The following is a 22,419-nucleotide window of genomic DNA, read 5'->3' on the forward strand; positions in this document are numbered from 1 at the left end:
AGCCACATCGGAGGTGTAAGTCCCGAGGCGTTTGAGCGCGCCTCTAATTACGACCTGTAGATGTCTACAAAACCGTGGGAAGTCCAGGCACATCAACACGAATAACAAGAAATCAGCCGGAGATGAATGTTATGGAAAAAAAGCTGCTTGATATAACAAATTATATAATGCATACCCTGCCCGCAAAAATCGCGTTAATCGAGTGCTTACTCATCATCTTTAGATACTTCCATCCTTTACAAACTCGTCCTCGAACCGCCTACGCGCCACACGAACATGGTCAACCATCTCGATGTTTAAGCTAGATACGCTCGTTGCAGCAACATCAAAATAATGCGCAGCTCGTTTTGTTCTTCCACATTTCGCCTCAGCAGTTGCCAAGTAGACCAGATTATAGACAAGTGCTTTTGTCTTATGGAGACGAGTATATATTTTTACGGCTTCCTCAAAAAGACTTACAGCTTTGGTTGGTTCGCCCTTCTTCAGCAACGCCTGCCCTAATATTGAACTGTTATATGCGACACCTTCCATGTTTCCGGATTTAGTATTAACCTCACTACCCAATCGATTGTGCTCAAGAGCTCTGTCTAAATCACCTGCTGCAACATACGCCGACGCCAAGTGACTACGATTGAGAGCTTGACTCTCTACCCTATCAAGCCTAGTATTGATATCCAACGCACGTTCGTGACATTTTATCGATTCATCGATCCTGCCGACGTGCGCTAATACTAAACCCAGAGAACCACAGTTGTAGGCTAACGGTCCTAATCCTTCATCCCCGGCTGATTCAGCGACCGAAATACCTTCCATATGGATCGCCTCTGCTTGTTTCCACTCCCCACGCCGCCGGTAAATGACTCCGAGGCTCCCAAGACTATTAGCTAGATCAGCAGGGCAATCTCGATCACGTTGATACTCAAGTGCTTTCAACTGTATATTCTCTGCTTCCTCTAAATTTCCATTCGCAGCATTTAGTTGAGCGAGATTGCCAAGCACATACGCCAACAAACCACGATCTGGAGGACTTAGATTTCGTCCGATTTCATAAGCTTCCTTAAGAACAGGCTCTGCATCTGCGTATCTTCTCCTATTTCTCTCAACGACTCCAAGGTTTGCCAATGCCCACGCTTCAGATTTTTTATCCTCAGTTACAAGTGCCAGTTCACGAGCCCTACTGAACATCGCGCTTGCGTGCTCCAACCTGCCCCGTCTACGCAGGAATCGACCATATTTAATTACAGCTTCAACTGAAGTTGCTCCCACTACGGCTTTCGAGTATGCAGCCTCAGCATCAGTATACTGCCCTAAGCTCGCTAATTCCTTAGCCATAACAAGTAACTCATTCAAATCTCGTTCGTCGTTTATAGCGTTGATATCAGACTTTTCATGCTGGACAGTCAGATCAAGTGTGTTATCAACAACTTTGCCTCGCTCAAGTTTGTCGTCACGAACCCAACGCGCTAAGTGCCTCCTAAGAATCCTCTTAAACTCATCAATAGAGTCAAACGTTTGAAATAGAAATGTCTTGTTTTGTTCTATTGTCCTCTTGAAGTCCAGAACCTTTTGTAACTGCTCGCCTGGATCACTTAACTGGCGTTCGTCTACTCCTTTAAATAGCACTACGATTCTCCTCATTGGCATATTTTGATCCTGCAAAGAGTCAATCGCTACATGCAATTCTTCCTCTGTGCCCGAGCTATACTTACTTTTCGATTTTGATGGCGGTGTTCCCCATCTATCCCAAAGTACTAGAACGAAACAATCCGACGCCATAACATCCTCATTGATTATCTCTTGTGGCCGGCCGACAGACGCCAATGTATCCTCCCAGCCTACGGGTAAAAACGATACCCCCCTTGGCACAGAATCATCTTCACTATACTCCTGCAGGGCCTCCCTAAACGCTCTTCGTTCTTTATCCAAGCCTGATGGAGATGCAATAAACACGCGATATCCTTTAATGTCGATAACCATATCTCACTCCTTGAATTCCGGTTCTCTTTATCTAGCTAACTACCGATCATAATCTGTGAGCTGAGCGGATCCTGTTGATCCTTACCCTTCATGTTCTAGATAAGGTTATAGTCACGCGCATAGTCTTGTATCTTTTTAAGCATGTAGGATGCAATCACCGCAACAGTGGCATCGTTGTTTCTCCTGTGAGTAAACTCGAGCGCCAGCGGTCTGTCGCCAGGCACACACCAAACATCCGCACGAAGTTCCATGGCACTACCCGGAAATGGTTTGTGTTCGTAATCGAGGTCCGGCATCGAGATATTCAACTGGTCTTTAAGAATATGTACAATGCTCTTATTAATCTGACAGTGTTTCCGGTTTGTAAGCTTTTGTAATGCATTGTACGCATTCTGTATGGCAGCAGAGGGATTGGCTGCAGCAACGCCAACATCGTCCTGACCCATAAGAGCTCGCGCAATCGCACTGTTTCTCATTGAGTTGGCAGCGTTGGAGCTAACGGGCTTCGGGTAGTGGGTGCGCACCAAGCGCTTTAACTCTTCGTCATCCCCGAAAGCACATGCATTTACAACCGCACTGCTAGAAATGTTGAGAAGCTGGACTTCAAAAAGAGCTGCGATGAACGGCAGGCCCGTGCGGGGATTGCGTCGCCCCCTGGTCCTCCAATCATCCGCAACATTCGCTCGGCTGTATCTGAGCAAATTATCGGCGTCCACCATGAAACGCGTACCCCGTCGGAGCATTCGACATGCAGTGTAAGTATCATCGTTCGATGTAATGGCGACCATGAGGCGGGGCAGGGCTGCACCGATTTCCCCAAGGTCGTAGCGACTAACGACTAACTGCTGCACATTTCTTAAGTATTCGCCAATACGTTGACTCGAATCAACAAGCGAGCGTGCTTCGTTTTCTGAGATGGCCGCATCTTCAAGGCGCATACTGGTAGCATCCAATACAAGTCTCAAAACATCGAAATACCTATCCTTCTTGAGACCCTTAAGAACGTGAATGGGAATGCTAACAAGAGCTGACTCCCCACCTGCAATTTTAAGTCGCTCAATAGCCTGCTCAGCGAAATCACGCTGATTGACTGGCCATACCATAAACAAATCCGGGGTATTCCTGAGAAACGTGTTAAGATTACCCATCGCAGCCTGAGTAGCAGCCTCATCCAGAACAGGAATCTCTCTGCCATCCAGATTCACAACGATATGTCGATTGTGGCTTGTTCTCCTAATTCGCGGCAACTCATTATTCAGCCATTCAATGAGACCGGTCAAAGGCAGTTTGTAGTCTGGTGGAGCAGTAACTACATATCCAATCGCATCGCTTAAAAATACACTTGTTGACTCAATGAATGAAGTTTTACCTTGCCCGGATTCACCCTTTAAGAATAGTAACTTACCTTGTCTGGCAGTGGTTATTTCAGCGATATACTTCTTGAACTCTGATAGGTCATCTTCGCATTCGATTAATACTTGGCCGATGCGTTCAACTCCTACCACATCACGGAGCACTTCATAGCTCGCAGGAATGTTGACAATACCGAGTCCTGTTGTCACAATTCCCCTTTTGTCCTGGTGCATTTAATGTACTACACCAAAACGATGAATATAGGTCATCAGCCCCTTAGATGCATAAACAATATATCATATTTTATAATTCTATGTGTATCTAATTATTATCTAGCCACAATAATTAATGTAATAAATACTTTACAGTATCAGGCTGGGAATGTTTGCAACCTAACTGATATATCATCTCGACGATACGTGGGAAAACGGTCTCTCCTACCCGTCACCCCACCGAGGGTGAGGCCGGAGATGAGGAACCTGGAGAGGAGCAGGAAGAGGACGACGACGGGGATGCAGACGATCACGCTCCCCGCCGCGTAGTTGGCCCACTCGGTCTGGAAGGTGCTCGAGAGGCTCTCGAGGCCGAGCGGCAGCGTGTAGAGCCCCTGCTTGTTGATGATCACCCGGGCCACGATGAACTCGCTCCACCCCGCCATGAACGAGAAGAGCCCGGTGATGACGAGCGCCGGCGCCGAGAGCGGCAGGGTCACCCGCAGGAAGGCGCCGAGCTGGGTCGTGCCGTCGATCACCGCCGCCTCCTCGAGATCGCGCGGGATCGTGTCGTAGTACCCCTTCATCGTCCAGATGCAGAAGGGGAGCGTGGTGGCCGTGTAGGCGATGATGATCCCGAGGAGCGTGTCGACGAGCCCGATGCGGTTCATCAGCACGTAGAGGGGCAGAAGAAGCATCGTCGCGGGGAACATCTGGGTGAGGAGGATGACGACGAGCCCCTGCTTCTTCCCCTTGAACCGGAACCGCGAGAAGGCGTAGCCGGCCGTCGATGCGAGCGTGACCCCGAGGATGGCCGTCGTGATGGCGACGAGCGCGCTGTTGCGCAGCCACGTGAAGAAATCCTTCTCGAAGATGACCTGCCGGTAGGCCTCGAGGGTGGCGTCCTCGGGGACGATGCGGAGCGAGGTGGAGTAGAGCTGGTCGGCGGGCCGGAGGGAGATGCCGAAGATCTGCACGATCGGGTAGAGCGTCACGATCGTGACGACCACGAGCACCGTGTAGAGGAGCGCCCGCGTCGCGATCCGCCTCGCCCGTGATGGCTTCCTCATGCCCTCCCCCCTAGTATGCCTGCTCCAGCGTCCGCGTCTGGCGCATGTAGACGAGGACGAATGCGAGCAGGATCAGGAAGATGAAGATCGAGAAGGCGGCCGCGTAGCCGTACCGGTAGTAGGTGAAGGCCGCCTTGTAGACGTAGGTGACGAGGATGTGGCTCTTGTCGGCGGGCAGCCCCCGCTCGGTCACGAGCCAGATCACGTTCAGGTTGTTGAAGGTCCAGATCGTCCCGAGGACGATCGCCGGCGCGAGGACGGGCCGCAGCATCGGCAGCGTGATGTGCCGGAACTTCTGCCACCACGAGGCCCCGTCGATGTCCGCCGCCTCGTAGAGGTCCCGCGGGATCGACTGCAGCCCGCCGAGGGTGACGACCATGATGAAGGGGAACCCGAGCCAGATGTTGGTGATGATCGGCGCGAGGAAGGCCCAGAACTCGTTGGAGAACCACTCGAAGCCGGCGAAGCCGAGCTTGCGGAGGATGAGGTTCACCGAGCCGTACTGGTAATTGAACATCCCCTTCCAGGTCAGGGCGCTGATATACTGCGGCATGGCCCAGGGCAGGATGAGGAGCGCGCGGAAGACGCCGCGGCCGCGGACGCGGCCGTTGAGGAGCATGGCGATCGATATGCCGAGGAAGAGGTGGAAGAAGAGGTTCACGCCCGTCCAGATCACCGTCTTCCCGAAGTAGTAGTAGAGGTCGGGCTCGCCGAATATCTCCCGGAAATTGCGCAGGCCCTGGAACGAATAGTCCCGTATGTGGTAGAGATTCATGTTGGTCGTCGATATCCAGATGTTGTAGAGGAAGGGATAGAAGACGACGCAGGCGATGATCAGGCCGGAAGGCAGGAGGAACAGCCATATGAGTCGTTTCGAGCGCATATGTTGTTTTTCTTGTATCGCCTTTCGCCCTCCGCCGCAACCTTTTTCGTAACCGGCGCCCGCGAGGATCCGACGAAACGGGAGAGAGTCGCGGACACGTCGGCCGGCGCGCGCAATCGCCGGCCGCACGAAAGGAACAGACCGATGAAGAGAACCGATCGCACCCGCGCCATCCGGCAAGCCGCCCTGTGTTTCGCGGCCGCCCTCCTTCTCGCCGCCATCGCCCCCGCGGCGTCGGCCGCGCAGGACGAGACGAAGACGAAGAAGCCGCACCAGGACCGCACGGGCGATTTCAAGGCGCGCCTCGAGACGATCGCCGAACGCCTCGCCCTCACCGACGAACAGCGCGAGCCGGTCTTCACGATCCTCCGCGAGGAGAACGACGCGCGCGCGAAGGCCTTCACGGCCGCGCGCGAGCAGGGCCGTGACGGGATGAAGGCCCTCAGGGAGCGGATGCAGGCGCTGCGGGCGGAGACCGAGACCAGGCTCGCCGGGCATCTCACCGAAGAGCAGATGGCCGAGTACCGGAAGTTCGTCGAGGAGGAGCGGAAGGAACGCGAATCCCGTCGCGGCGGCGGCCGCGGCGGCGGCCGTCCCTCCTGATCGACCGCGCATCCCCGCGCCGCGCACGCGATGCGCCGCGCGCCGACCGGCGCGACACGCCCGGCGGCGAACGCCGGACCGGCAACCTGAACGGACGGGATCGGCCCACGTGGTTCGCGAACGCATACCCGGACCGGACGACGAGACGATCGTCCAACTCGTGCTCGGCGGCGACGTCGACCGCTTCTCCGCGCTCCTCGAGCGTCACCGGCGCTACGTCTTCGGCATCGTCGCCGGGCACGTGCCGCCCGAGAGCGTCGAGGAGATCGCCCATGACGTCTTCGTCCGGGCCTACCGCTCCCTCGCCGCGTGGAAGGGAACGGGCGGATTCAGGCACTGGCTCGCCGGCATCGCCGTCAGGACCTGCAAGGACTTCTGGCGGCGCCGGTACCGGAGCAGGGAGACGACGATGAACGCGCTTTCCGCCGAACAGGCCGATCGGATCGAACGGGCGGTGGCGGACGAGTCGGCCCCGGACGGCGAGACGGTGTTCGCCTCCCGGGAAGCGGCGGCGATCCTCGACTGGGCGATGGAGAATCTGTCGGCGGTCGACCAGACGATCCTCCGTCTCGTGAACATCGAGGAACGGCCCGTCCGCGAGGCGGCCGGCCTGCTCGGCATCAGCGAGGCGAACGTGAAGGTGCGCGGATTCCGGGCGCGCCGGAAACTCCGGACCGTACTGGAGCGGATGCTCCATGGCGAAAAGGACACGGGATGAACGAGACGAAGGAACGACTGCGACGGCTCGAGGCGGCCCTCTTCGCGGCGGCGCGCCGCCGGCCGGTCCCCGAGCCGCCCGCCGCATGGTCGGCGCGCGTGATGCGCGATATCCGCCGCATCGGCCCGCTCGCCGCGCCGAACAACTCGGCGCCGTTCGGACGGCTCGCATGGCGGTTCGCCGCGGCGGCATGCCTCGCGGCGCTCGTCCTGTTCGTGCTCGCCGCCCGCGGCGGCCTCATTCCCTACGGGGAGATCGCGCGGATCCTTCTCGAGGACCCGACGGGAACGGTCTTCGGCGAACCACTGGTCATCTAGAGCGGAAGCGAAGGAGCGAGCGCCATGAAGCGATGGAAGGTCTGGGTCGGGGTCATCGTCCTCTTCCTCTCGGGCGCCGCCGTGGGAAGCCTCGCGACGGGCCTCGTGATCCGGCACAACATCCACCGGTTCGTCCGCGGCGGCCCCCGCGAGATGCGGACCCGGTTCTTCGACCGCATGCTGAAGGACATCGTCCTGTCGGAGGAGCAGCGGACGCGGATCGAGGAGATCTCTGCCGAATCCGACGCCGAGATTCGCGCGTACGTCGATGGATCGAGGAAGACGGTCGGCGAACTGGTCGACCGGCACCGCGCCCTGATCCGCGATCTCCTCACGCCGGCCCAGGCAACGATCTTCGACCGGAACTTCGAGGAGATCGAGCGCCGCCGCCACGACCGTGGAAGCGGGCCCGGCTTCCCGGGCGAGCCCGGCGAACGCGACCGCCGGCCCCCCCCGCCCCCGCACTGACCGGCAGGCCGGGAAGCCCGGAGGCGCCGTCAGGTCCCCAGGTCGCCGACGTGCTTGTCCATCCACGCGCCCCGCTCCCGGAGCCAGCCGCGGAGCCCGGCCACCTCCTCCTCCCACGTTTCGTACAGCGGCTCGACGTTCGGCCAGACGTAGTCCCCGAGGATCGGCCACCTGCTGAAGTTGCGATCGGCGGCCTCCCCGAGGAGATCCGCCGCGTCGTCGATCGCCGCGTCGACCGACGCCGGCGAGAGGACGCCGCCGCGGAGCGCCTCCCAGCGCGCGACGAGATCGGCGCGGAAATCCCCGTCGACGAGCAGGTCGCGCCACCAGGCGGCGGCGTCGGGCCACTGGTCGAGCATCCAGCCCTCCGGATCCTCGAGATCGAGATAGCCGCCGTTCCCCGAGGAGGCGTTGAAATCCCACACCGGGCCGGCGACGAGCGGGCCGTCCTTGTCCTTGTGGAAGAAGGTGCTCGCGCGGTACGTGTCCACGTCCTTGAAGAACTCGCGCAGCAGCAGGAAGTCGGCGAAGCTCGCCGGGTCGAGGAAGGCGGCATGGCCGCCACCCGGCGAGCGCGGCGGCAGGCTCGCGTGGAGGTCCTCGACGAACGAGACGATCCACGCCTGCTGCGCCGGCGTGATGTCGTCGGCCTTCGGGTACTCGACGATCATGTCGACGCCGTTCGGCGCCACGAAGAACCACTCGTCCGGGTCGGGCCAGTCCACCTTGAGGATGTACCCCCCGGTGAGATCGTCGCGGATCTTCTCGATATCGACCCGGTCGCCGTCCCGCTTGATCTTCTCCATGCCCACGTAGACCCCGTTGTACGCCCAGGTCGTGTCGCTCGTCTGGAAGAGGAGCTCGACGAAACGGGTCCTGGAGGCGTACCGGCCCATCGCCCGCGAGAACCCGTAGGCGAGGTGGTTCCGCATCAGGCTCTTGTCGGCGTAGGGCGCGTAGAGCACCCAGTCGCTCTCCTCGGGGAACCCGAGGAAGGAGACGTTCGCGTCCTCCCCCGTCTCGTCGCGCGTCTCGATGCCGTATTGCTTCTTCGGATAGGCCTGCGACGAGGTGCCCCGGATCTCGATGCCGATCGCGGTCTCGAGGACCGGCGCGTCAAGGAGACGGTTCCGCTCCCCCGGGGGGTTGTCGATGACGGTCATCCGCGCGTCGATCTTCGGCTCGTCCGGTATCTCGGCGCCGCCGGTGTCGATCACGACGATCGGCAGGTTCGAGCTGAAGTCCGCGCCCACCGAGCGCAGCGCCCGGAACGCCGGGGAGAGACCGGCGCCGTCATCCCCGCAGGACGAGGCGGAAAGGCAGAAGAGGAGGATCGCGAGTGTCGCGGCGGTCCGCCGAGGGTCGTGGAATCGTGTCATATCTCTCCCGTTCGTGTCGAATCCGTCAGAATACGGGATCGAAGCCGAGCCCCGGCCGCCCCGTGGGATAGAGGATGCCCCGCCTGAGGATCACCGCGCCCGCGGCGGGATCGTCGACGAGGTCGAGGTGCCCGTCGAGGTCGGCGTAGGCGACCTGCGGGCGGGCGAGCGCGAAATGCAGGCCGGCGGCGATCGCGAGCGCCGATTCGTCCATGCACCCCACCATCACCTCGAGGCCCGCCGCCTTCGCCACCGCGTTCACCTGCAGCGCCTCCGCGATCCCCCCCACCTTCATCAGCTTCACGTTGACCATGTCGACGAGGTCCCTGCGGGCGAGGCGGAAGGCGTCCCGCAGCCCCATGAGGCTCTCGTCGGCCATGATCGGGACGTGCGCCGCCGAGGTGACGCGGCCGAGCAGGTCGGGCTGCCCCCGCGGCGTCGGCTGCTCGATCAGCTCCAGCTTCGCCGCGCGCGTCCCCTCGACGAACCGCAGGGATTCCTCGTAATCGTAGCCCTGGTTCGCGTCGAACCGTATCTCGACGCGCGGCCCGACCCGCTCGCGGACGAGCTGCACGCGCTCGATGTCCTCGTCGGCCGAGTGGCCGCCCTTGATCTTGAGGCAGCGGAAGCCCTGCGCGACGAGATCCGCCGCCCGCGCCGCCGTCTCGCCGGCCGGCAGGATGCCGATCGTCACCGTCGTCCGGATGCGGTCGCGGTAGCCGCCGAGCATGAGATAGGCGGGAAGACCCGCCGTCTTGCCGAGGATGTCGAAGAGCGCCATGTCCACCATGGCGAGGGCGCTCGGCCCGACGCCGGTCGTCGCGCGGAGCGCCCCGAGAAGGCGCGCGGCGCGGAGCGGATCGGCGCCGCGGAGGGCGGGCTCGATCGAGCCGGCGATCGCGTCGAGGACGTGCTCCGGCGTCTCCCCCGTCACCTCGAGATCGGGCGCGGCGCACCCCCAGCCGACGATCCCCCCGTCCGTCTCGAGGGAGAGGAAGACGTTCGAGGCGGTCTCGACGCGTTCGTAGGCGATCTCGTAGGGGACCGAGAGCGCCATGTCCACCCGCTGCGACAAAACTGCCCTGATTCGCATGGGGACGCCCCTAGTATCGTTTCTGGTAGATCTCCTCGAGGGTCATTCCCTTGAGGTCCTCGACGAGGGCGACGAGATGCGCGATCGTCACCCGCCAGATGCGCTCGCCCTTCTCCGCGCTGGCCTTCGTGGGATCGCCGATCACGCCGCTCTTCGATATCCGCTTGGTGTAGACGTACCACGAGACGCCGCGTTTCGAGGTGAAGTTGAGATACCTGCTCGAGAAGCGCGGCACCGAACGCGGCGCCTTCGACATGTCGACGAGCTCGGGCCTCACGGCGAGGCTCGTGCTCGTCTCGGTCTCGCCCGCGTGGATGTCGTTGGGCGTCTCGGTGATCAGGTCGATGTCCACGTCGCTCGTCTCGCCCGTGTCGACGCACACGAAGATCTCGGCGTCCCTCGTGATCATCTGCGCCGCGTAGTTGAGCGCGGGATTGTTGCCGCCGTGGCCGTTGACGATGACGAGCTTCCGGATGCCGTTTCGCGCCGCGCCCATGCCGATCTCGTAGACCATGCGCGACATCGTCTCGTTCTCGATGCTCAAGGTGCCGGGGAACTCGTCGTGCTCGTAGGAGACGCCGTACGGGATCAAGGGCAGGACGAACGGCTTGGGGTCGCTGCAGGCCTCGGCGATCCGGTCCGCCAGGTAGCCGGCGTCGAAGGCGTCGGTGTCGAGCGGGAGATGCGGCCCGTGCTGCTCGATCGATCCGACCGGGAGCAGGGCGATGTCGACCGCCCCCGTCCGCTTCTCGAAGAGCGGCCACGAGAGCTCTCCCCAGCGCCACGTGTCCGCGGCGCGCGCGCCCTTCGACGCGTTCCTCACGGCCGGCTCGAAGGCGTAGGGATTCCCGATCGCCGGATCGGCGAGCGGGTCGTACGGCCGCCAGGCGCGTCCCTCGCGGCGCAGGGCGCCCTCGGCGTGCCGGAGGAGGATGTCGAGCAGGGGCCGGCGGATGTCCGTGGGGATCTCGTCGAGGCTCGCGTGGGTCTCGTCGAACCTGAGCTGCATGACCTCGGGAAATCCCTCGTCGCGTCCGGGCGCCGGCTCGACGACGCCCCGCTGTCTGAGCAGGTGGATGATGTGCCGCTCGCCGGCCGATTCCTGGTTGATGCCGAGCCGGATGAAATCGTCGAGGCTGGCGCGTATCCGCCCGGGGTCGTACCCGCACCGGGCCGGGTCGACGCCGAGCGCGGTCAGCATCCCGACGATGCGGCGGCATTTCTCGCAGCGCCCGCACGGCCGCACGCGGCCCTTCTCCATGTGGGACGCGTGGCAGGACACCTGGTGCTCCTGCAGGTCCGGGTACCGCTCGACGAGCGTCTTCTCGATGAGGAACTCGGAGACGGGCCGGAGGATGGAGAACTGGCTCATCCCCCACCCCTTGCGCAGATAGTACCGCGACAGGGCGTTGTCGAAGAAGCGGCTCTGGTCGTAGAGCCCGTCGTAGTGCGTGATGCCCTTGTAGGAGGTGCGGCGCGTCGTGTCGTATTCGTCCCCGATCACGATCCGGCCGGCGCCGCGGCGCATCGCGACGGGGAGGACGCCGAAGAGGAAGACGGCCACCGTCCAGAGGCGGACGGCGTACTCGTCGGTGCGGAGCCGCAGGAAATCGGGACGGATGAAGGGGAGCCGCCGGAGCATCCACGCGAAGACCCGGTCGGCGTTCGTCCACACGCGGGCCGTGTGCGGCACGTTGTCCCGGAAATGGCGGTAGGCGTTGAGGGCGGTGAACCAGTGCCTGCCGGATTCGTTGACGAAGACGGGATGGACCTCGCAGCCGATCTCGTCGAGGAGCCCCCAGGAGAGGAGGCTGTCCTTCCCGCCGCTCGAGAGCACGACGCAGCGGTTCGGGTCGGTCGGCCGCAGCTGCCAGGCGCCTCCCCCCCGCTCCGTGCCCTCTTCGGCCTCGAAGCGGAGCGTTGCGCGGCAGTACCGGTCGAGCTTGACCGGCTCGAGCCCGGCCGCCGCCTCGGTGAGGAAGGGATTCGGCTCGAGGAACTTCTTCACGTAGATCTCGCGGGCCGTGTTCTCGGCGGCATAGCTCAGCAGGGAGCGATCGGCGTCGTCGAAGACCCCGCGCAAGACGATCTCGTCGCAGAAGAGCCCGTAGTTGAGCGCGACCTGGGCGGCCGCCATCGACGCGAGGTTCGCCGACTCGGCGCTCTCCGGCTCGAAGACCTCCTCCTCGTACCGGTAGACGAGATCGATCGATTCGCGCCGCCGCCCCGAGACGACCGTGTAGGGGCAGACGAGCCGCTTCTTCTCGATCTTGACGGGGCCGACCTCGAGGCGGTCGAAGGATCGGAGGACGGCGAACTGTTCCGGCGGGTTCGTTCCCCCCGCGGTGGTGCGCTTCGTGCCGGTCATCTGGGCCTCCTCCGGCGGAGATCGAATGCTCCGCCGATGCGGGCGTGTCTGGTCAGCGCTCGATCGTCCGGGCGACGGCCGCCGCCAGCTCGTCGGCCCCGTGCAGCAGCGGGTCGACCGCGGGCAGCCCCGTTTCGCGGGTGATATCGGCGCAGGCGGCGTCGACCCCGGCGGCGTCGAGCCCCTCGTGGTTGACGGAGACGGCGACGACCCGCCGCCCCGAGACGACCTCGATCGCGCGGATCTGGTGCTCGATCGGCTGGATCGGGTAGCCCGGGAAGCCGTCGTAATCGCGCCGCGCCGGGGCGTGCTGGAGAATGACGGCATGGGGGCGCCCCGCCGCGAGTATCTCGAACCCGCCGGGGTAGGCGGGATTCATGAGGCTCCCCTGCCCCTCGATGAGGACGACGCGCGCGTCCGTATCCTTCCACGCCGACCACACGGCGTGCTCGATCTCCCCCGAGACGAAATCGTTGACGAGCGAGTCGAGGATGATGCAGTGCGCCGCCCCCTGCATCCACGCGGTCTGGCCGGTGCCGACCATCTCCGTCCGGTAGCCGCGCTTCTCGAGCGCGTCGAGGAGGATCCACGCGGTCGTCCGTTTCCCGACGGCCGAATCGGTGCCCAGCAAAGCGACCCGGACGGCCGCGACCTCCTCGATCTTCCCCGTGAAGAAATGCAGCCCCTCGCGCGGCACCTTGCGGACGTCCCGCAGCCGGACGCCCGCCGCGGCGGCCGCCGCGGCGATCTCGGGATCGTCCGAGAGGAAGTCGTGGAGCCCGCAGTCCACGTTCAGGCCGAGTCCGATGCCACGGAGCAGGTCCGCGCGGGCGGCCGCGTCGAGCCGCCCCCCGTCCGGCGCGAGCCCGACGACGAGATGCGTCGCCGGCGTTGCGGCCGCCGCCGCGATCGCCTCCCCGATCGAGCCCAGCACGGGGATCCCCGACCGCCGGCCGTCGAGCGTCTCCCCCGCGTCCTTTCCCGCGTAACGGGAATCGACGACGGAGAGGACGCGGTAGCGTTTCGTGAACCTGACGAGCCCGTGCGCCGTCTTGCCGTTCGTCGTGTTGAACGCTTTCTCGCAATAGACGATCGCGTTGCCGTCGAGCGCGGCCTTCATGATTTCCTCCCCGTGAGAACGGCCACGTACCGGTCGTGAGGCAACGCCGCGCTCCTGTGGCGCTCGACGAGGGCGATGATCCCCGCCGTCGAGGCGGGGAGCGTGTCGAGCCCCTCGCGCCCGCGCAGCAGCCTCGACACCTGCGAGAGCTCCCGGTCCGAGGCGTCCCCGCCCCAGCCGTTCGTCGCGCGGACCGACTCGAGCGCGAGATCGCCGTCGATCGACCGCCAGTTGATCAGCGGCTCGTTGACCACCGTCTCGTGTATCGCCTCGGGCGAGAGATCCACGCAGGAGGGCAGGTTCTTCAGGAGGGCCTGGACGATCGGGTTCTTCCGCGCCGACGAGCCGGCGACCATGCGCGGCATCCGGGAGGTCTTGCCCCGCCGGAAGAGGCTGAGGAATCCCCGGTAGATGCCGGCGATCGTCGTGCCGTTCGAGACGGGGACGGCCACCGCGGCCGGCGCGTCCCGGAGATCGTCGTAGAGCTCGTAGGCGATCTGGCCGTAGGCGGTGAGCTGGGTCGCCGTGTTCTCGCCGCCGGGATTCGCGTCGTAGACCTCCGTGTCGGCGGCGAAGCGCTTGGAGACCTCCACCGACATCTCGTAGTCCCCGGCGACGCGGCGGATCTCGGCCCCGAGCTCGGTCATCTCGACGATCCGCTTCGTGTGGTAGGTCTCGGGAAGGAAGATGATGCAGCGGAGGCCGGCGATCGAGGCGGCCAGTGCGATCGCCACGCCGTAGTTGCCGCAGGTGGCCACGGTGATCGCCTCGAACCCGCGGCGAAGGGCGTCGGCAGCCTGCGCGAACGCGATGCGGTCCTTCTGCGTGCCGCTCGGGTTCCCCCCCTCGAACTTCAAATAGAGCTGCCGCAGCCCGAATTCCCTCTCGAGGTTCCGCCCCCTGACGAGCGCCGTGTCGCCCACCTCGGAATCGATGATGTCCTCGTAGGCCTCGAGGCGGCGTTCGATGCTCAAACCGGCGTCGGCCGCCACGGCGCGGAGATCGTCGATCTCCTCGGCGAACTTCTCCACCTCGCCGGTCGCCCCGTCGATCAGCTCGATCGTCTCCGGAACGGCATCGGCGCCATCGACCGCGACCTCGGCGGCCCGGTCGTCGGGCGGAGCCTTCCGGCGTCCTTTTTCGTTCTTTTCCTCTTCCATGCGGACGTCCCTTCCCCCCGTCGGGAGATCAGTCCCACTCTATCTGTTCGATATGGCGCCGCAACGCCCCCGCCGTGCGGAAGCGCCTGACGATCAGCGAGCGCTTCAGCCCGCGGCAGATCTCCTTGACGATCCGCGGCTGGCGGGCGTAGCGCGGGGCGCCCCCGAGGCAGTCGTAGAAGATCCGCACGAGATCGACGACGTCCTCCCGGATGTTCTCCGCGGAGGGCACGCCCCAGTCGTACATGTCGACGAGCTTCACGTGGAAACCGAGGCCGACCCGCCGCACCATGACGTTGTCGTCGTGGAGATCGCCGTGGTACTCGCGCGCGTCGTGGATGATCTCGACGCCCGCCGCGAGCGTGTGCAGGAGGTGCAGCCCCTCGAAGACCCCGAGCCGCCTGCCGGGCCGCGTCGCGAGGAAACCGCTGAGCAGCATCCCCTCGACCAGGTCCGAGACGAGCATCGTCACCTCCTCGTTTCGCCAGTCGATCGTCTCGCGCGCATGGTACTGGATGAGCAGCGGGCAGTGGCGCAGCTTGTGGAGCTTCCGGGCGTGGAAGGCCGCGGCGCGGCCCCGCCGGTCGCGCTGGGGATAGAAGAGCTTCGCCGCGCGCTCGATCCCCGTGCCCCGCTCGCGCACGCGGTAGACCTCGCCCTCCCAGCCCCTCCCGAGAAAACGGACGACCTCGAACTTGCCGGCGAGGATTTCCCCCGGCCGGAGATCGAACCGTACCGGCCGTTTCACGCGGCCCATCTGCGTTCCTCCGGAATCGAAACGTTCATCTCTTCATCTCGGCGATCTTTTTCTCCGCGCGCTCCTGCATCGCCCTCGCCGCCTCGTCCGCCTTCATCTGTCCGCCGAGGACGCTCTGGTAGAAGGGGCGGACGGCGTCCCAGACGGCCCGCATCTCGGGAACGACCGGCATCGGGCGTCCATGGAGCGCCTGGGCGAGCGATCCCTTCAGGAGGGGATCGGCCGTGAGCGCCTCGTCCTCGAACAGCGCCGTTCGGCTCGGCAGGATGAGCAGCTCGCCGACGATCTCGCGCTGCACCTCTTCCGAGGTGAGGAACACGAGGAGATCCTCGACGGCCGGCAGTTTCTCGTCGGCGACGTTGACGCTGATCGAGTAGCCCTTGCTCGAGACCATCGGCGCGGGATAGAGCCCCGTGGCGGTGATCGGCGGAAGGGCCATGACGCCGATCTCCATCCCCGCCTTGAGGTAGGCCTTCAGCGACCAGGGCCCGTTGATGACGAAGGCGGCCTGCCCCTTCTTGAACATCGTGTCGCTGAGCTCGTAGCTGCTCTCCTTCGGGATCACGCCGTACCGGTTCCTGAGGTCGGCGAGGAATTCGAGGGCCTGCCGCATCGCCGGCGTGTCGAGTGTCGGGCGGTTCTCCTCGTCCATCAGACTGCCGCCATACCCGCCGAGAAAGGGAACGAGCCAGAAGGGCTCGACGGAGTTGAAGACGAGCCCGTAGTGCTCGGGGATGCCGTTGCCGTCCTCGTCCACCGTCAACGTTCGGCACATCGCGATCAGTTCGTCGCTGTCGGCCGGCTCGCGGGAGACGAAGGCCCGGTTGTAGATGAGCATGAGATGGTTCCCGATCTGATCGGGGACGGCCCAGCGGGATCCCCCCAGCACGGGAACGCTTCCCGTCTCGAAGTGGTCGAGGAAGCCGGGGGCGAACTCGTTGTCGAGCGGCCGGATGAGACCCATCACCGAGTAGGGGCCGATCTTGTCCGACGGCCCGTAGACGAGATCGGGACCGCCGCCGGCGAGCGCGGCGGTCTGGAACTGGCTGTGCAGCTGGTCGGTCTCGAAGTGGACGGTCGAGACCGTCACGCCGGGGTGGTCGGCCATGTACCGGTCGAGCTGGCGGCGCATCAGAAGCTGCTCCTCGGGATCCTTCTGCTCCCAGACGACGATCTCCACGGTACCGTCGGCGTTGTTTCCCCCGCAGCCGGCGGAGAAAAGAATCGCGAGGCAGATACCCAGGGCCACGATCCGTGTCACGAGCCACCTCCCTGTCGATGATGCGCGCCGCCGCGGGACCGGCCGGCCCCGACAGCGGACGATTGTATTGAATACCCGCCGGCGAATGCAACCGGGATATGCGCGGTCAGCCGAGCCGCCCGGCGCGACGCGCCGCGGCGAGGGCCAGGAGGGCGCTCGCCTCCTTGTCCTTGATCTCGAGCATCACGTCGATTTCGATCCCCTCGGTGGCCAGGAGGAAGCGCCGGAAGTCTCGCGGATCGACGGACTCCGCGTGGCGGCCGGGACGGGCGCCCGGTTGCTGCGACGAGTAATCGACGATCGGCGCCCCGTCGCGCCTCCGCCACGTCCGGCGCACGTCGAGGAGCGCGGACCGGAAACTCTCCCCGTTGTTGAGACAGCGGTGGTGCAGGACGTCGAGCACGACGGGCCGGCCGGTGAGGCGGTTGATCTCGATCACGTCGCGCAGGTTGTACAGCCGGTCGTCGTTCTCCACGACGAGCCGCCGAAGGATCGCCGCGGGCAGCGCCGAGCAGCGGGCGACGAACCGTTCGATCGCTCGCTCCCGGTCGCCGTAGACCCCGCCGACGTGGATCTGGATCTTGGCCGCGGGGCCGAGCTCCATCGCGTCGAGCAGGAGGACGTGGTATTCGAGTTCCCGGACGCTCCGCTCGACGATCCCGTCGTCTGGCGAGTTGATGACGACGAACTGGTCGGGATGCATCGAGAGCCTCATCCCGTGGCGCCTGGCGTACCGGCCGATCCGCCGCAGCCGTTCGCGGAAGAACCAGGCCCAGTCGACGGTGCAGACGGGGTGGGACGCGAAGGGCACGATGTCCGAGGAGATCCGGAAGAAGAAGAGTCCGCGTTCGCGGTTCCACCGGAGGATGTGCTCGAGGCAGTCGAGGTTGCGATCGACCGTTTCGACGAGACGCTCCCCGCTGTAGTTCGCCAGCCGGAAGGTCCCCCCCGATGTGCAGCCGATCCCCCTGTTGATACATGGATAGCCGATCCGCATCGTCCAGCGTCTCCTTCGGTCGCGGCGCGCTTTCCCCTGGGGCGACGTCCATTATCGCACGGCCCGGCTTCCGGGGGACAGGCTTTTCGGCGGGGATCCGCCCGGCGGGACGCCGCGTTCGCCGGCCCGGCCGCGGGGCGGTCAGTCCGCGCGGCCGAGGAGCGGCGCGGCGAGCGCACCGACCAGGCCGAGAAAGCGAAGGTCGCCGTCGGTGAAGGGGGACTCGTCGTGGGAATCGATGTCGATCTCGGCGAGAAGGGCGCCGCCCAGGAAGATCGGCACGACGATCTCCGAGCGGACCGACGGGCTGCAGCAGAGGTAGTTGTCTTCCCCCTGGACGTCCTGCACGATCATCGGCGTTCCGCTCTCGGCCACCTGGCCGCAGACGCCGCGGCCGTAGGGGATCGTGACGTGCTCGGTGGGATCGCCGACGTAGGGCCCGAGGCGCAGCTCGCGCCGCGGGGGATCGGCCACGTAGAAGCCCACCCAGTGGTAGTGGTCCACGCGGCGGCGGAGCAGGCGGCAGAGCGCGACGAGGCGTTCCTCCACGCTCTCCTTTCCCGCGAGGAGCCTGCGCGCCTCGTCGAGGATGTCGTCGAATCCCGCCTGCTCGTCCGTCATCGTCTCCGCCTTCCGTAACGGGCGGCCGCCGCTGCGACCGCCCGTCCGATCGTTCCGTTCACGGCGATGTCGAGGGCTAGAGCCGCTCGTCGCCGGGGGCCATCTTCTCGATCAAGGCGCGCTCCTTCGCGGCGCGCTCGGTCATGCCGTTCTTCTCGAGGAGATCGAGATAGAGGAAATGGACGTCGAGGTTGTCGACCTCTTCGTCGGGGTCCTCGATGTCCTTGCCGTAGTAGGTGAATCCCTTCTCCAGCGTCTCGAGTGCGCGCGCGAAGTCCCCCCTGTCGCGGAGGACGTCGGCGAGCATCACGTAGGCGTCGTAGTGGGTCTCCCGCGTCTCGATGGCCTTCTCGAGCGCCATGACGGCATCGTCGAGCTGCCCGAGCCTCCAGTAGGCCTCGCCGAGGTGCCGCCACGGGCAGGACCACTTCGGGGTCTTCTCGTTGAGGATCTTGTAGATCTCTATCGCCTCGTCGTAGCGGCCCAGCTCGAGGAGGATGTTCGCGCAGCTGAACTTGCCCTTGTTCGGCAGGGAGTCGAGGTTCGCGGTGAGCATGTCGAGGTTGCGCTCCATCTCGAGCAGGTGCAGGTAGGCGAGGATGACGGTGGCGTTGTAATCGACCGTGTCGGCCCGCTGGGCCTCGTAATCCTCGAAGGCCTTGAGGAAGGTGTCGGTGTTGCGGTTCTTGAGATAGATCCGGTAGGTGCTCTCCTCCTCGGCGGCCACCGTGACGGCGGCGACGAGGACGAGGGCCATGGCAAGGACTATCAGGCGTTTCATCTCGGACTCCTCGCGATGATGAGGCCGGTCGTCCGTCCGGCGGCCGCCGGTGGCTTTCCCGGCCCGACGTCGTGAATATCGATACCTGACTGGAATGTACAGGAAATATGGCGCGGTTGCAATCCTTTCGCCCCGGGGTGTTTTCCCTATTTGTCTCCGGCCGCCGCGCGGTCGACGAACCACCGGGCCCCGGCGCGTGGGCGGACGAGGGCCGCCGGGCAACTCGCGTCGCCGTCGAGCGCCCGCCGCAGGGCGCGTCGTTTGTCCGCTCCCGCGACGAGAAACCACACGCGGCGCGCATTGTTGATCACGGGCAGGGTGAGCGTGATCCGTCGCGCCGGAAGCTCCCCGGCGGGGGCGCTGGCGGCGACGGCCCATCGGACGTTCTCGGCGACCGCTTCCCCGCCGGGAAAGAGCGAGGCGGTGTGGCCGTCCTTGCCGATGCCGAGAAGCACGAGGTCGAAGACGGGGAGGATCGTGTCCGCCCCCGCGGAAAAGAAGCGGCGCAGTTCCTTTTCGTAGGCCGCGGCCGCCTCCGCTGCGGTCGGCTTCCCGACGGGCACCGGGTGGACGTTCGCCGCAGGCAGGGGCACGCGATCGATCAGCTCCACGCGGGCCGCCGCGTAATTGCTCTCGGCGTCGTCGGCGGGGACGTACCGTTCGTCGCTCCAGAAGAGATGAATCCGGTCCCATGGCAGGCGGTGCGCGTACCGGTCGGCGAGAAGACGAAGAAAGAACCGCGGCGTCTGGCCGCCGGAGAGGGCGACCGCGATCCGCGTCCGCTCCGCGGCGTCGCGCAGGATCTCTTCGGCGAACGCGTCCGCCGCCGCGCCGCCGAGCGACGCGGGATCGCGGCGTGTTCGGACGTCCCCGTTCACCGGACGATCCACCCCGCCCCCTCCCGCGCGGCGAGCGCGTCGGCCGCGGCCGGCCCCCACGACCCGGCCTCGTAGGAAAGAGGCGCCTCGCCGGCCGCGAGGATCCCGTCGCAGATCCGCCACGAGGCCTCCGCCTCCTCGGCGTGTATGAAGAGGGTCTGATCGCCCGTGACGATGTCCACGAGCAGCGTCTCGTAGGCGTCGGGAAACGCTCCGAAGGCCTCGCGGTAATCGAAGCCGAGATGCCGCGGATCGAGCCTGAACGGTTCGCCGGGCCGTTTCACGTCGAAGGAGACGGTGAAGGACTCGTTCGGCTGGAGCGTGATGAAGAGGACGTTCGGGTGCGGGCGGCACCCGTCGAAGGGCAGGAAGAGACAGACGGGGGCGCGCCTGAAGACGATGGCGATCTGCGAGAGCTTCCGCGGCATCCGCTTGCCCGTCCGCACGAGGAAGGGCACGCCCTGCCACCGCCAGGTGTCGACGGCGAGTCGCATGGCGGCATAGGTCTCGACGGTCGAACCGGGATCGATCCCCGGCTCCTCCCGGTACGCGGGAAGGGCGAGGCCGTCGATCGAACCCGCGGCGTACTGTCCGAGAACGACGTGTTCCGGCGACGGAGGCATGATGGAGCGGAGCGCCTTGATCTTCTCGCGCCGGACGTCTTTTGCGTCGAACCGCGCCGGCACGTCCATCGCCACGAGGGCGACGAGCTGCATGAGATGGCTCTGCGCCATGTCGCGCACCGCGCCGGCCGTCTCGTAGTACGCGCCGCGTCGCTCCACGCCGAGGGACTCGGCGACGGTGATCTCCACGCATGCCACGCGGTCGCGGTTCCAGAGGGATTCGAAGATCGCGTTCGCGAAGCGGAAGACGAGCAGGTTCTGCACGGTGTCCTTGCCGAGGTAGTGATCGATGCGGTAGACCTGCGACTCGTCGAAGTGCCTCCCGATCGTCTCGTTGAGCGTGCCGGCGGACGCGAGATCGCGTCCGAAGGGCTTCTCGACGACGAGGCGCGTCCAGCCCGGACCGCGCGCGAGACCGGCGGCACCGAGTTTCCCGACGACGTCGCGAACGGCGTCCGGGGGAAGCGCGAGATAGAAGACGCGGTTTCCCGGCAGTTCGCGTTCCTTCTCGATCGTCTCGATGCGCCTGGCGAGAGCGAGAAAATCGTCCGGGAGGCCGTCGAGGAGCGGCTGGTAGAAGAGACAGTCGTCGCACCACGCATCCGCCGCGTTGTCGTCGGGAAGCCCCGCAACGGCGAGATCGAGGCGGACCTTCTTCCTGAAACGGCCCTCGTCGATCGCCCGGCGGCCGGCGGCGAGAATGACGCATCGTCCGTGAAGCAGACCCTTCGCGTCGAGATGGTGGATCGCCGGCATCAGCTTCCGCGTGGCGAGATCCCCCGTTCCCCCGAGAACGACGAAGAGATGCCGATCGATCCGCGTATCGCTCATCGATCTCTCTCCGTCTTGATCGCGTGACCGCCGAACCGGCCGCGCATCGCGGCGAGGAGCCGGTCGGCGAAGGAATTCTCCTCGCGCGAGCGGAACCGCTCGTGCAGGGCGAGCGTGATGACCGGCGCCGGCACGCCGAGATCGATCGCCTCCCTGGCCGTCCAGCGGCCCTCGCCGGAGTCCGCCACCCAGGGGGCGATCCCGTCGAGGAGCGGGTTCTCATCGAGGGCCTCCTCGATGAGATCGAGGAGCCACGAGCGGATGACGCTGCCGTGCCGCCAGATCCGGGCGATCTCCGCGAGGTCGAGATCGAAGTTGGCGCGGTGCCGCAACAGGTCGAACCCCTCGGCATAGGCCTGCATGAGCCCGTACTCGATGCCGTTGTGCACCATCTTCACGAAGTGCCCCGCGCCGTGCGGACCGACGTATCCCCAGCCGCGGGCCGGAGCGGGCGCGAGCGCCTCGATGACCGGACGAAGCCGCGCGACGGTTTCCCGATCGCCGCCGATCATCATGCTGTATCCCTCGATCAGCCCCCTGACGCCGCCGCTCGTGCCGACGTCGACGAGATGGAGGCCGTGGCGCCGCAGATCGTGTGCGCGCCGCATCGTATCCTTGTAGAAGGAATTCCCGCCGTCGACGACGACGTCCCCCTTCTCCAGCAGATCGACGAGTTCCTCGAGCAGGTCGTCGACGGGTTTGCCCGCCGGAACCATGAGCCAGACATGCCGGGGCGCATCGAGCTGCTCGACGAGCTGCGCCGCGCTCGCCGCGCCCGTGCCTCCGATCTCCTCGATCGCGGCCAGCGCGCGCGGGTTCCGCGCGTAGCCGACCACGGCGTGTCCCCGCGAGAGAAGGCGCCGCGCCATGTTGCCGCCCATGCGTCCGAGGCCGATCATGCCGATCTTCATCGATCATTCCTCCGGTGTTCGTGTCCCGGGCCGTTCGG

The 22,419-nt window shown here is 64.7% G+C and carries 21 protein-coding genes; 4 read left to right on the forward strand and 17 right to left on the reverse strand.

Annotated features, from left to right (window positions below; genetic code table 11):
• Window positions 1-219 precede the first annotated feature (219 nt).
• The 4 genes from JW876_02550 to JW876_02565 all read right to left on the reverse strand — a co-directional run bounded on the left by JW876_02550 (window position 220) and on the right by JW876_02565 (window position 5,495).
• A complete protein-coding gene (locus JW876_02550) occupies window positions 220-1,977 on the reverse strand; it encodes a tetratricopeptide repeat protein (GenBank protein MBN1884389.1) in 1,758 nt (585 codons plus the stop codon).
• Window positions 1,978-2,072: 95 nt separating this feature from the next.
• Window positions 2,073-3,539 carry a hypothetical protein gene (locus tag JW876_02555; GenBank protein ID MBN1884390.1) on the reverse strand — a complete coding sequence of 489 codons (1,467 nt, stop codon included), beginning with the start codon at window positions 3,537-3,539 and terminating at the stop codon, window positions 2,073-2,075.
• A 161-nt stretch (window positions 3,540-3,700) separates the two neighbouring features.
• On the reverse strand, window positions 3,701-4,612 hold the full coding sequence (locus JW876_02560) for a sugar ABC transporter permease (protein ID MBN1884391.1): 912 nt from the start codon (window positions 4,610-4,612) through the stop codon (window positions 3,701-3,703).
• Window positions 4,613-4,622: 10 nt separating this feature from the next.
• A complete protein-coding gene (locus tag JW876_02565) occupies window positions 4,623-5,495 on the reverse strand; it encodes a sugar ABC transporter permease (GenBank protein MBN1884392.1) in 873 nt (290 codons plus the stop codon).
• 144 nt (window positions 5,496-5,639) lie between these two features.
• On the opposite strand from JW876_02565, the gene JW876_02570 reads away from it, so the two are divergent.
• The 4 genes from JW876_02570 (at window position 5,640) to JW876_02585 (ending at window position 7,601) form a co-directional block, all read left to right on the forward strand.
• On the forward strand, window positions 5,640-6,098 hold the full coding sequence (locus tag JW876_02570; protein MBN1884393.1) for a hypothetical protein: 459 nt from the start codon (window positions 5,640-5,642) through the stop codon (window positions 6,096-6,098).
• A gap of 124 nt (window positions 6,099-6,222) precedes the next feature.
• Window positions 6,223-6,816, forward strand: a complete 594-nt coding sequence (locus JW876_02575; protein ID MBN1884394.1) for an RNA polymerase sigma factor — start codon at window positions 6,223-6,225, stop codon at window positions 6,814-6,816.
• Window positions 6,813-7,133: a hypothetical protein gene (locus JW876_02580; GenBank protein ID MBN1884395.1), complete on the forward strand. Its 321-nt coding sequence runs from the start codon at window positions 6,813-6,815 to the stop codon at window positions 7,131-7,133. The genes JW876_02575 and JW876_02580 overlap by 4 nt, the downstream gene beginning before the upstream one ends.
• A gap of 24 nt (window positions 7,134-7,157) precedes the next feature.
• The gene (locus tag JW876_02585) at window positions 7,158-7,601 is read left to right on the forward strand and encodes a hypothetical protein (GenBank protein ID MBN1884396.1); all 444 of its coding nucleotides are present in this window, start codon (window positions 7,158-7,160) and stop codon (window positions 7,599-7,601) included.
• A 29-nt stretch (window positions 7,602-7,630) separates the two neighbouring features.
• Here the strand turns inward: JW876_02585 and JW876_02590 are convergent, their stop codons facing one another.
• The 13 genes from JW876_02590 to gnd all read right to left on the reverse strand — a co-directional run bounded on the left by JW876_02590 (window position 7,631) and on the right by gnd (window position 22,381).
• Complete coding sequence (locus JW876_02590) at window positions 7,631-8,980, reverse strand: CotH kinase family protein (protein MBN1884397.1); 1,350 nt, start codon at window positions 8,978-8,980, stop codon at window positions 7,631-7,633.
• A 25-nt stretch (window positions 8,981-9,005) separates the two neighbouring features.
• A complete protein-coding gene (locus tag JW876_02595; GenBank protein ID MBN1884398.1) occupies window positions 9,006-10,073 on the reverse strand; it encodes a dipeptide epimerase in 1,068 nt (355 codons plus the stop codon).
• A 10-nt stretch (window positions 10,074-10,083) separates the two neighbouring features.
• On the reverse strand, window positions 10,084-12,441 hold the full coding sequence (locus JW876_02600) for a creatininase family protein (protein MBN1884399.1): 2,358 nt from the start codon (window positions 12,439-12,441) through the stop codon (window positions 10,084-10,086).
• Between the two features lie 52 nt (window positions 12,442-12,493).
• Window positions 12,494-13,561, reverse strand: a complete 1,068-nt coding sequence (locus JW876_02605) for a DUF1611 domain-containing protein (GenBank protein ID MBN1884400.1) — start codon at window positions 13,559-13,561, stop codon at window positions 12,494-12,496.
• On the reverse strand, window positions 13,558-14,721 hold the full coding sequence (locus JW876_02610; GenBank protein MBN1884401.1) for a pyridoxal-phosphate dependent enzyme: 1,164 nt from the start codon (window positions 14,719-14,721) through the stop codon (window positions 13,558-13,560). Before JW876_02610 ends, JW876_02605 begins: the two co-directional genes overlap by 4 nt.
• Before the next feature lie 28 nt (window positions 14,722-14,749).
• Window positions 14,750-15,478, reverse strand: coding sequence for a protein kinase (locus tag JW876_02615; protein ID MBN1884402.1), 729 nt, complete (start codon window positions 15,476-15,478; stop codon window positions 14,750-14,752).
• A 25-nt stretch (window positions 15,479-15,503) separates the two neighbouring features.
• Window positions 15,504-16,739, reverse strand: coding sequence for an extracellular solute-binding protein (locus JW876_02620; protein ID MBN1884403.1), 1,236 nt, complete (start codon window positions 16,737-16,739; stop codon window positions 15,504-15,506).
• A 106-nt stretch (window positions 16,740-16,845) separates the two neighbouring features.
• A complete protein-coding gene (uvsE, locus tag JW876_02625; protein MBN1884404.1) occupies window positions 16,846-17,736 on the reverse strand; it encodes a UV DNA damage repair endonuclease UvsE in 891 nt (296 codons plus the stop codon).
• Between the two features lie 141 nt (window positions 17,737-17,877).
• Window positions 17,878-18,357: a GAF domain-containing protein gene (locus tag JW876_02630; GenBank protein ID MBN1884405.1), complete on the reverse strand. Its 480-nt coding sequence runs from the start codon at window positions 18,355-18,357 to the stop codon at window positions 17,878-17,880.
• Between the two features lie 76 nt (window positions 18,358-18,433).
• On the reverse strand, window positions 18,434-19,138 hold the full coding sequence (locus JW876_02635; GenBank protein MBN1884406.1) for a tetratricopeptide repeat protein: 705 nt from the start codon (window positions 19,136-19,138) through the stop codon (window positions 18,434-18,436).
• Window positions 19,139-19,284: 146 nt separating this feature from the next.
• A complete protein-coding gene (gene pgl, locus JW876_02640; GenBank protein ID MBN1884407.1) occupies window positions 19,285-20,028 on the reverse strand; it encodes a 6-phosphogluconolactonase in 744 nt (247 codons plus the stop codon).
• Window positions 20,013-21,470, reverse strand: coding sequence for a glucose-6-phosphate dehydrogenase (gene zwf / locus JW876_02645; protein ID MBN1884408.1), 1,458 nt, complete (start codon window positions 21,468-21,470; stop codon window positions 20,013-20,015). The genes pgl and zwf overlap by 16 nt, the downstream gene beginning before the upstream one ends.
• Window positions 21,467-22,381, reverse strand: coding sequence for a decarboxylating 6-phosphogluconate dehydrogenase (gnd, locus tag JW876_02650; protein ID MBN1884409.1), 915 nt, complete (start codon window positions 22,379-22,381; stop codon window positions 21,467-21,469). Before gnd ends, zwf begins: the two co-directional genes overlap by 4 nt.
• Window positions 22,382-22,419: the final 38 nt, after the last annotated feature.

The organism is Candidatus Krumholzibacteriota bacterium (genome assembly GCA_016931295.1).
Lineage (GTDB): Bacteria > Krumholzibacteriota > Krumholzibacteriia > Krumholzibacteriales > Krumholzibacteriaceae > JAFGEZ01.

Bases quoted from the DNA above. Each gene is read 5' to 3' on its own strand.
- gnd (MBN1884409.1), bottom strand. From the start codon at position 22,381: ATGAAGATCGGCATGATCGGCCTCGGACGCATGGGCGGCAACATGGCG.
- zwf (MBN1884408.1), bottom strand. From the start codon at position 21,470: ATGAGCGATACGCGGATCGATCGGCATCTCTTCGTCGTTCTCGGGGGA.
- JW876_02550 (MBN1884389.1), bottom strand. From the start codon at position 1,977: ATGGTTATCGACATTAAAGGATATCGCGTGTTTATTGCATCTCCATCA.
- JW876_02585 (MBN1884396.1), top strand. From the start codon at position 7,158: ATGAAGCGATGGAAGGTCTGGGTCGGGGTCATCGTCCTCTTCCTCTCG.
- JW876_02570 (MBN1884393.1), top strand. From the start codon at position 5,640: ATGAAGAGAACCGATCGCACCCGCGCCATCCGGCAAGCCGCCCTGTGT.
- JW876_02630 (MBN1884405.1), bottom strand. From the start codon at position 18,357: ATGACGGACGAGCAGGCGGGATTCGACGACATCCTCGACGAGGCGCGC.
- JW876_02595 (MBN1884398.1), bottom strand. From the start codon at position 10,073: ATGCGAATCAGGGCAGTTTTGTCGCAGCGGGTGGACATGGCGCTCTCG.
- JW876_02560 (MBN1884391.1), bottom strand. From the start codon at position 4,612: ATGAGGAAGCCATCACGGGCGAGGCGGATCGCGACGCGGGCGCTCCTC.
- uvsE (MBN1884404.1), bottom strand. From the start codon at position 17,736: ATGCGGATCGGCTATCCATGTATCAACAGGGGGATCGGCTGCACATCG.
- JW876_02635 (MBN1884406.1), bottom strand. From the start codon at position 19,138: ATGAAACGCCTGATAGTCCTTGCCATGGCCCTCGTCCTCGTCGCCGCC.
- JW876_02580 (MBN1884395.1), top strand. From the start codon at position 6,813: ATGAACGAGACGAAGGAACGACTGCGACGGCTCGAGGCGGCCCTCTTC.
- JW876_02605 (MBN1884400.1), bottom strand. From the start codon at position 13,561: ATGAAGGCCGCGCTCGACGGCAACGCGATCGTCTATTGCGAGAAAGCG.
- JW876_02610 (MBN1884401.1), bottom strand. From the start codon at position 14,721: ATGGAAGAGGAAAAGAACGAAAAAGGACGCCGGAAGGCTCCGCCCGAC.
- JW876_02590 (MBN1884397.1), bottom strand. From the start codon at position 8,980: ATGACACGATTCCACGACCCTCGGCGGACCGCCGCGACACTCGCGATC.
- JW876_02615 (MBN1884402.1), bottom strand. From the start codon at position 15,478: ATGGGCCGCGTGAAACGGCCGGTACGGTTCGATCTCCGGCCGGGGGAA.
- JW876_02565 (MBN1884392.1), bottom strand. From the start codon at position 5,495: ATGCGCTCGAAACGACTCATATGGCTGTTCCTCCTGCCTTCCGGCCTG.
- JW876_02600 (MBN1884399.1), bottom strand. From the start codon at position 12,441: ATGACCGGCACGAAGCGCACCACCGCGGGGGGAACGAACCCGCCGGAA.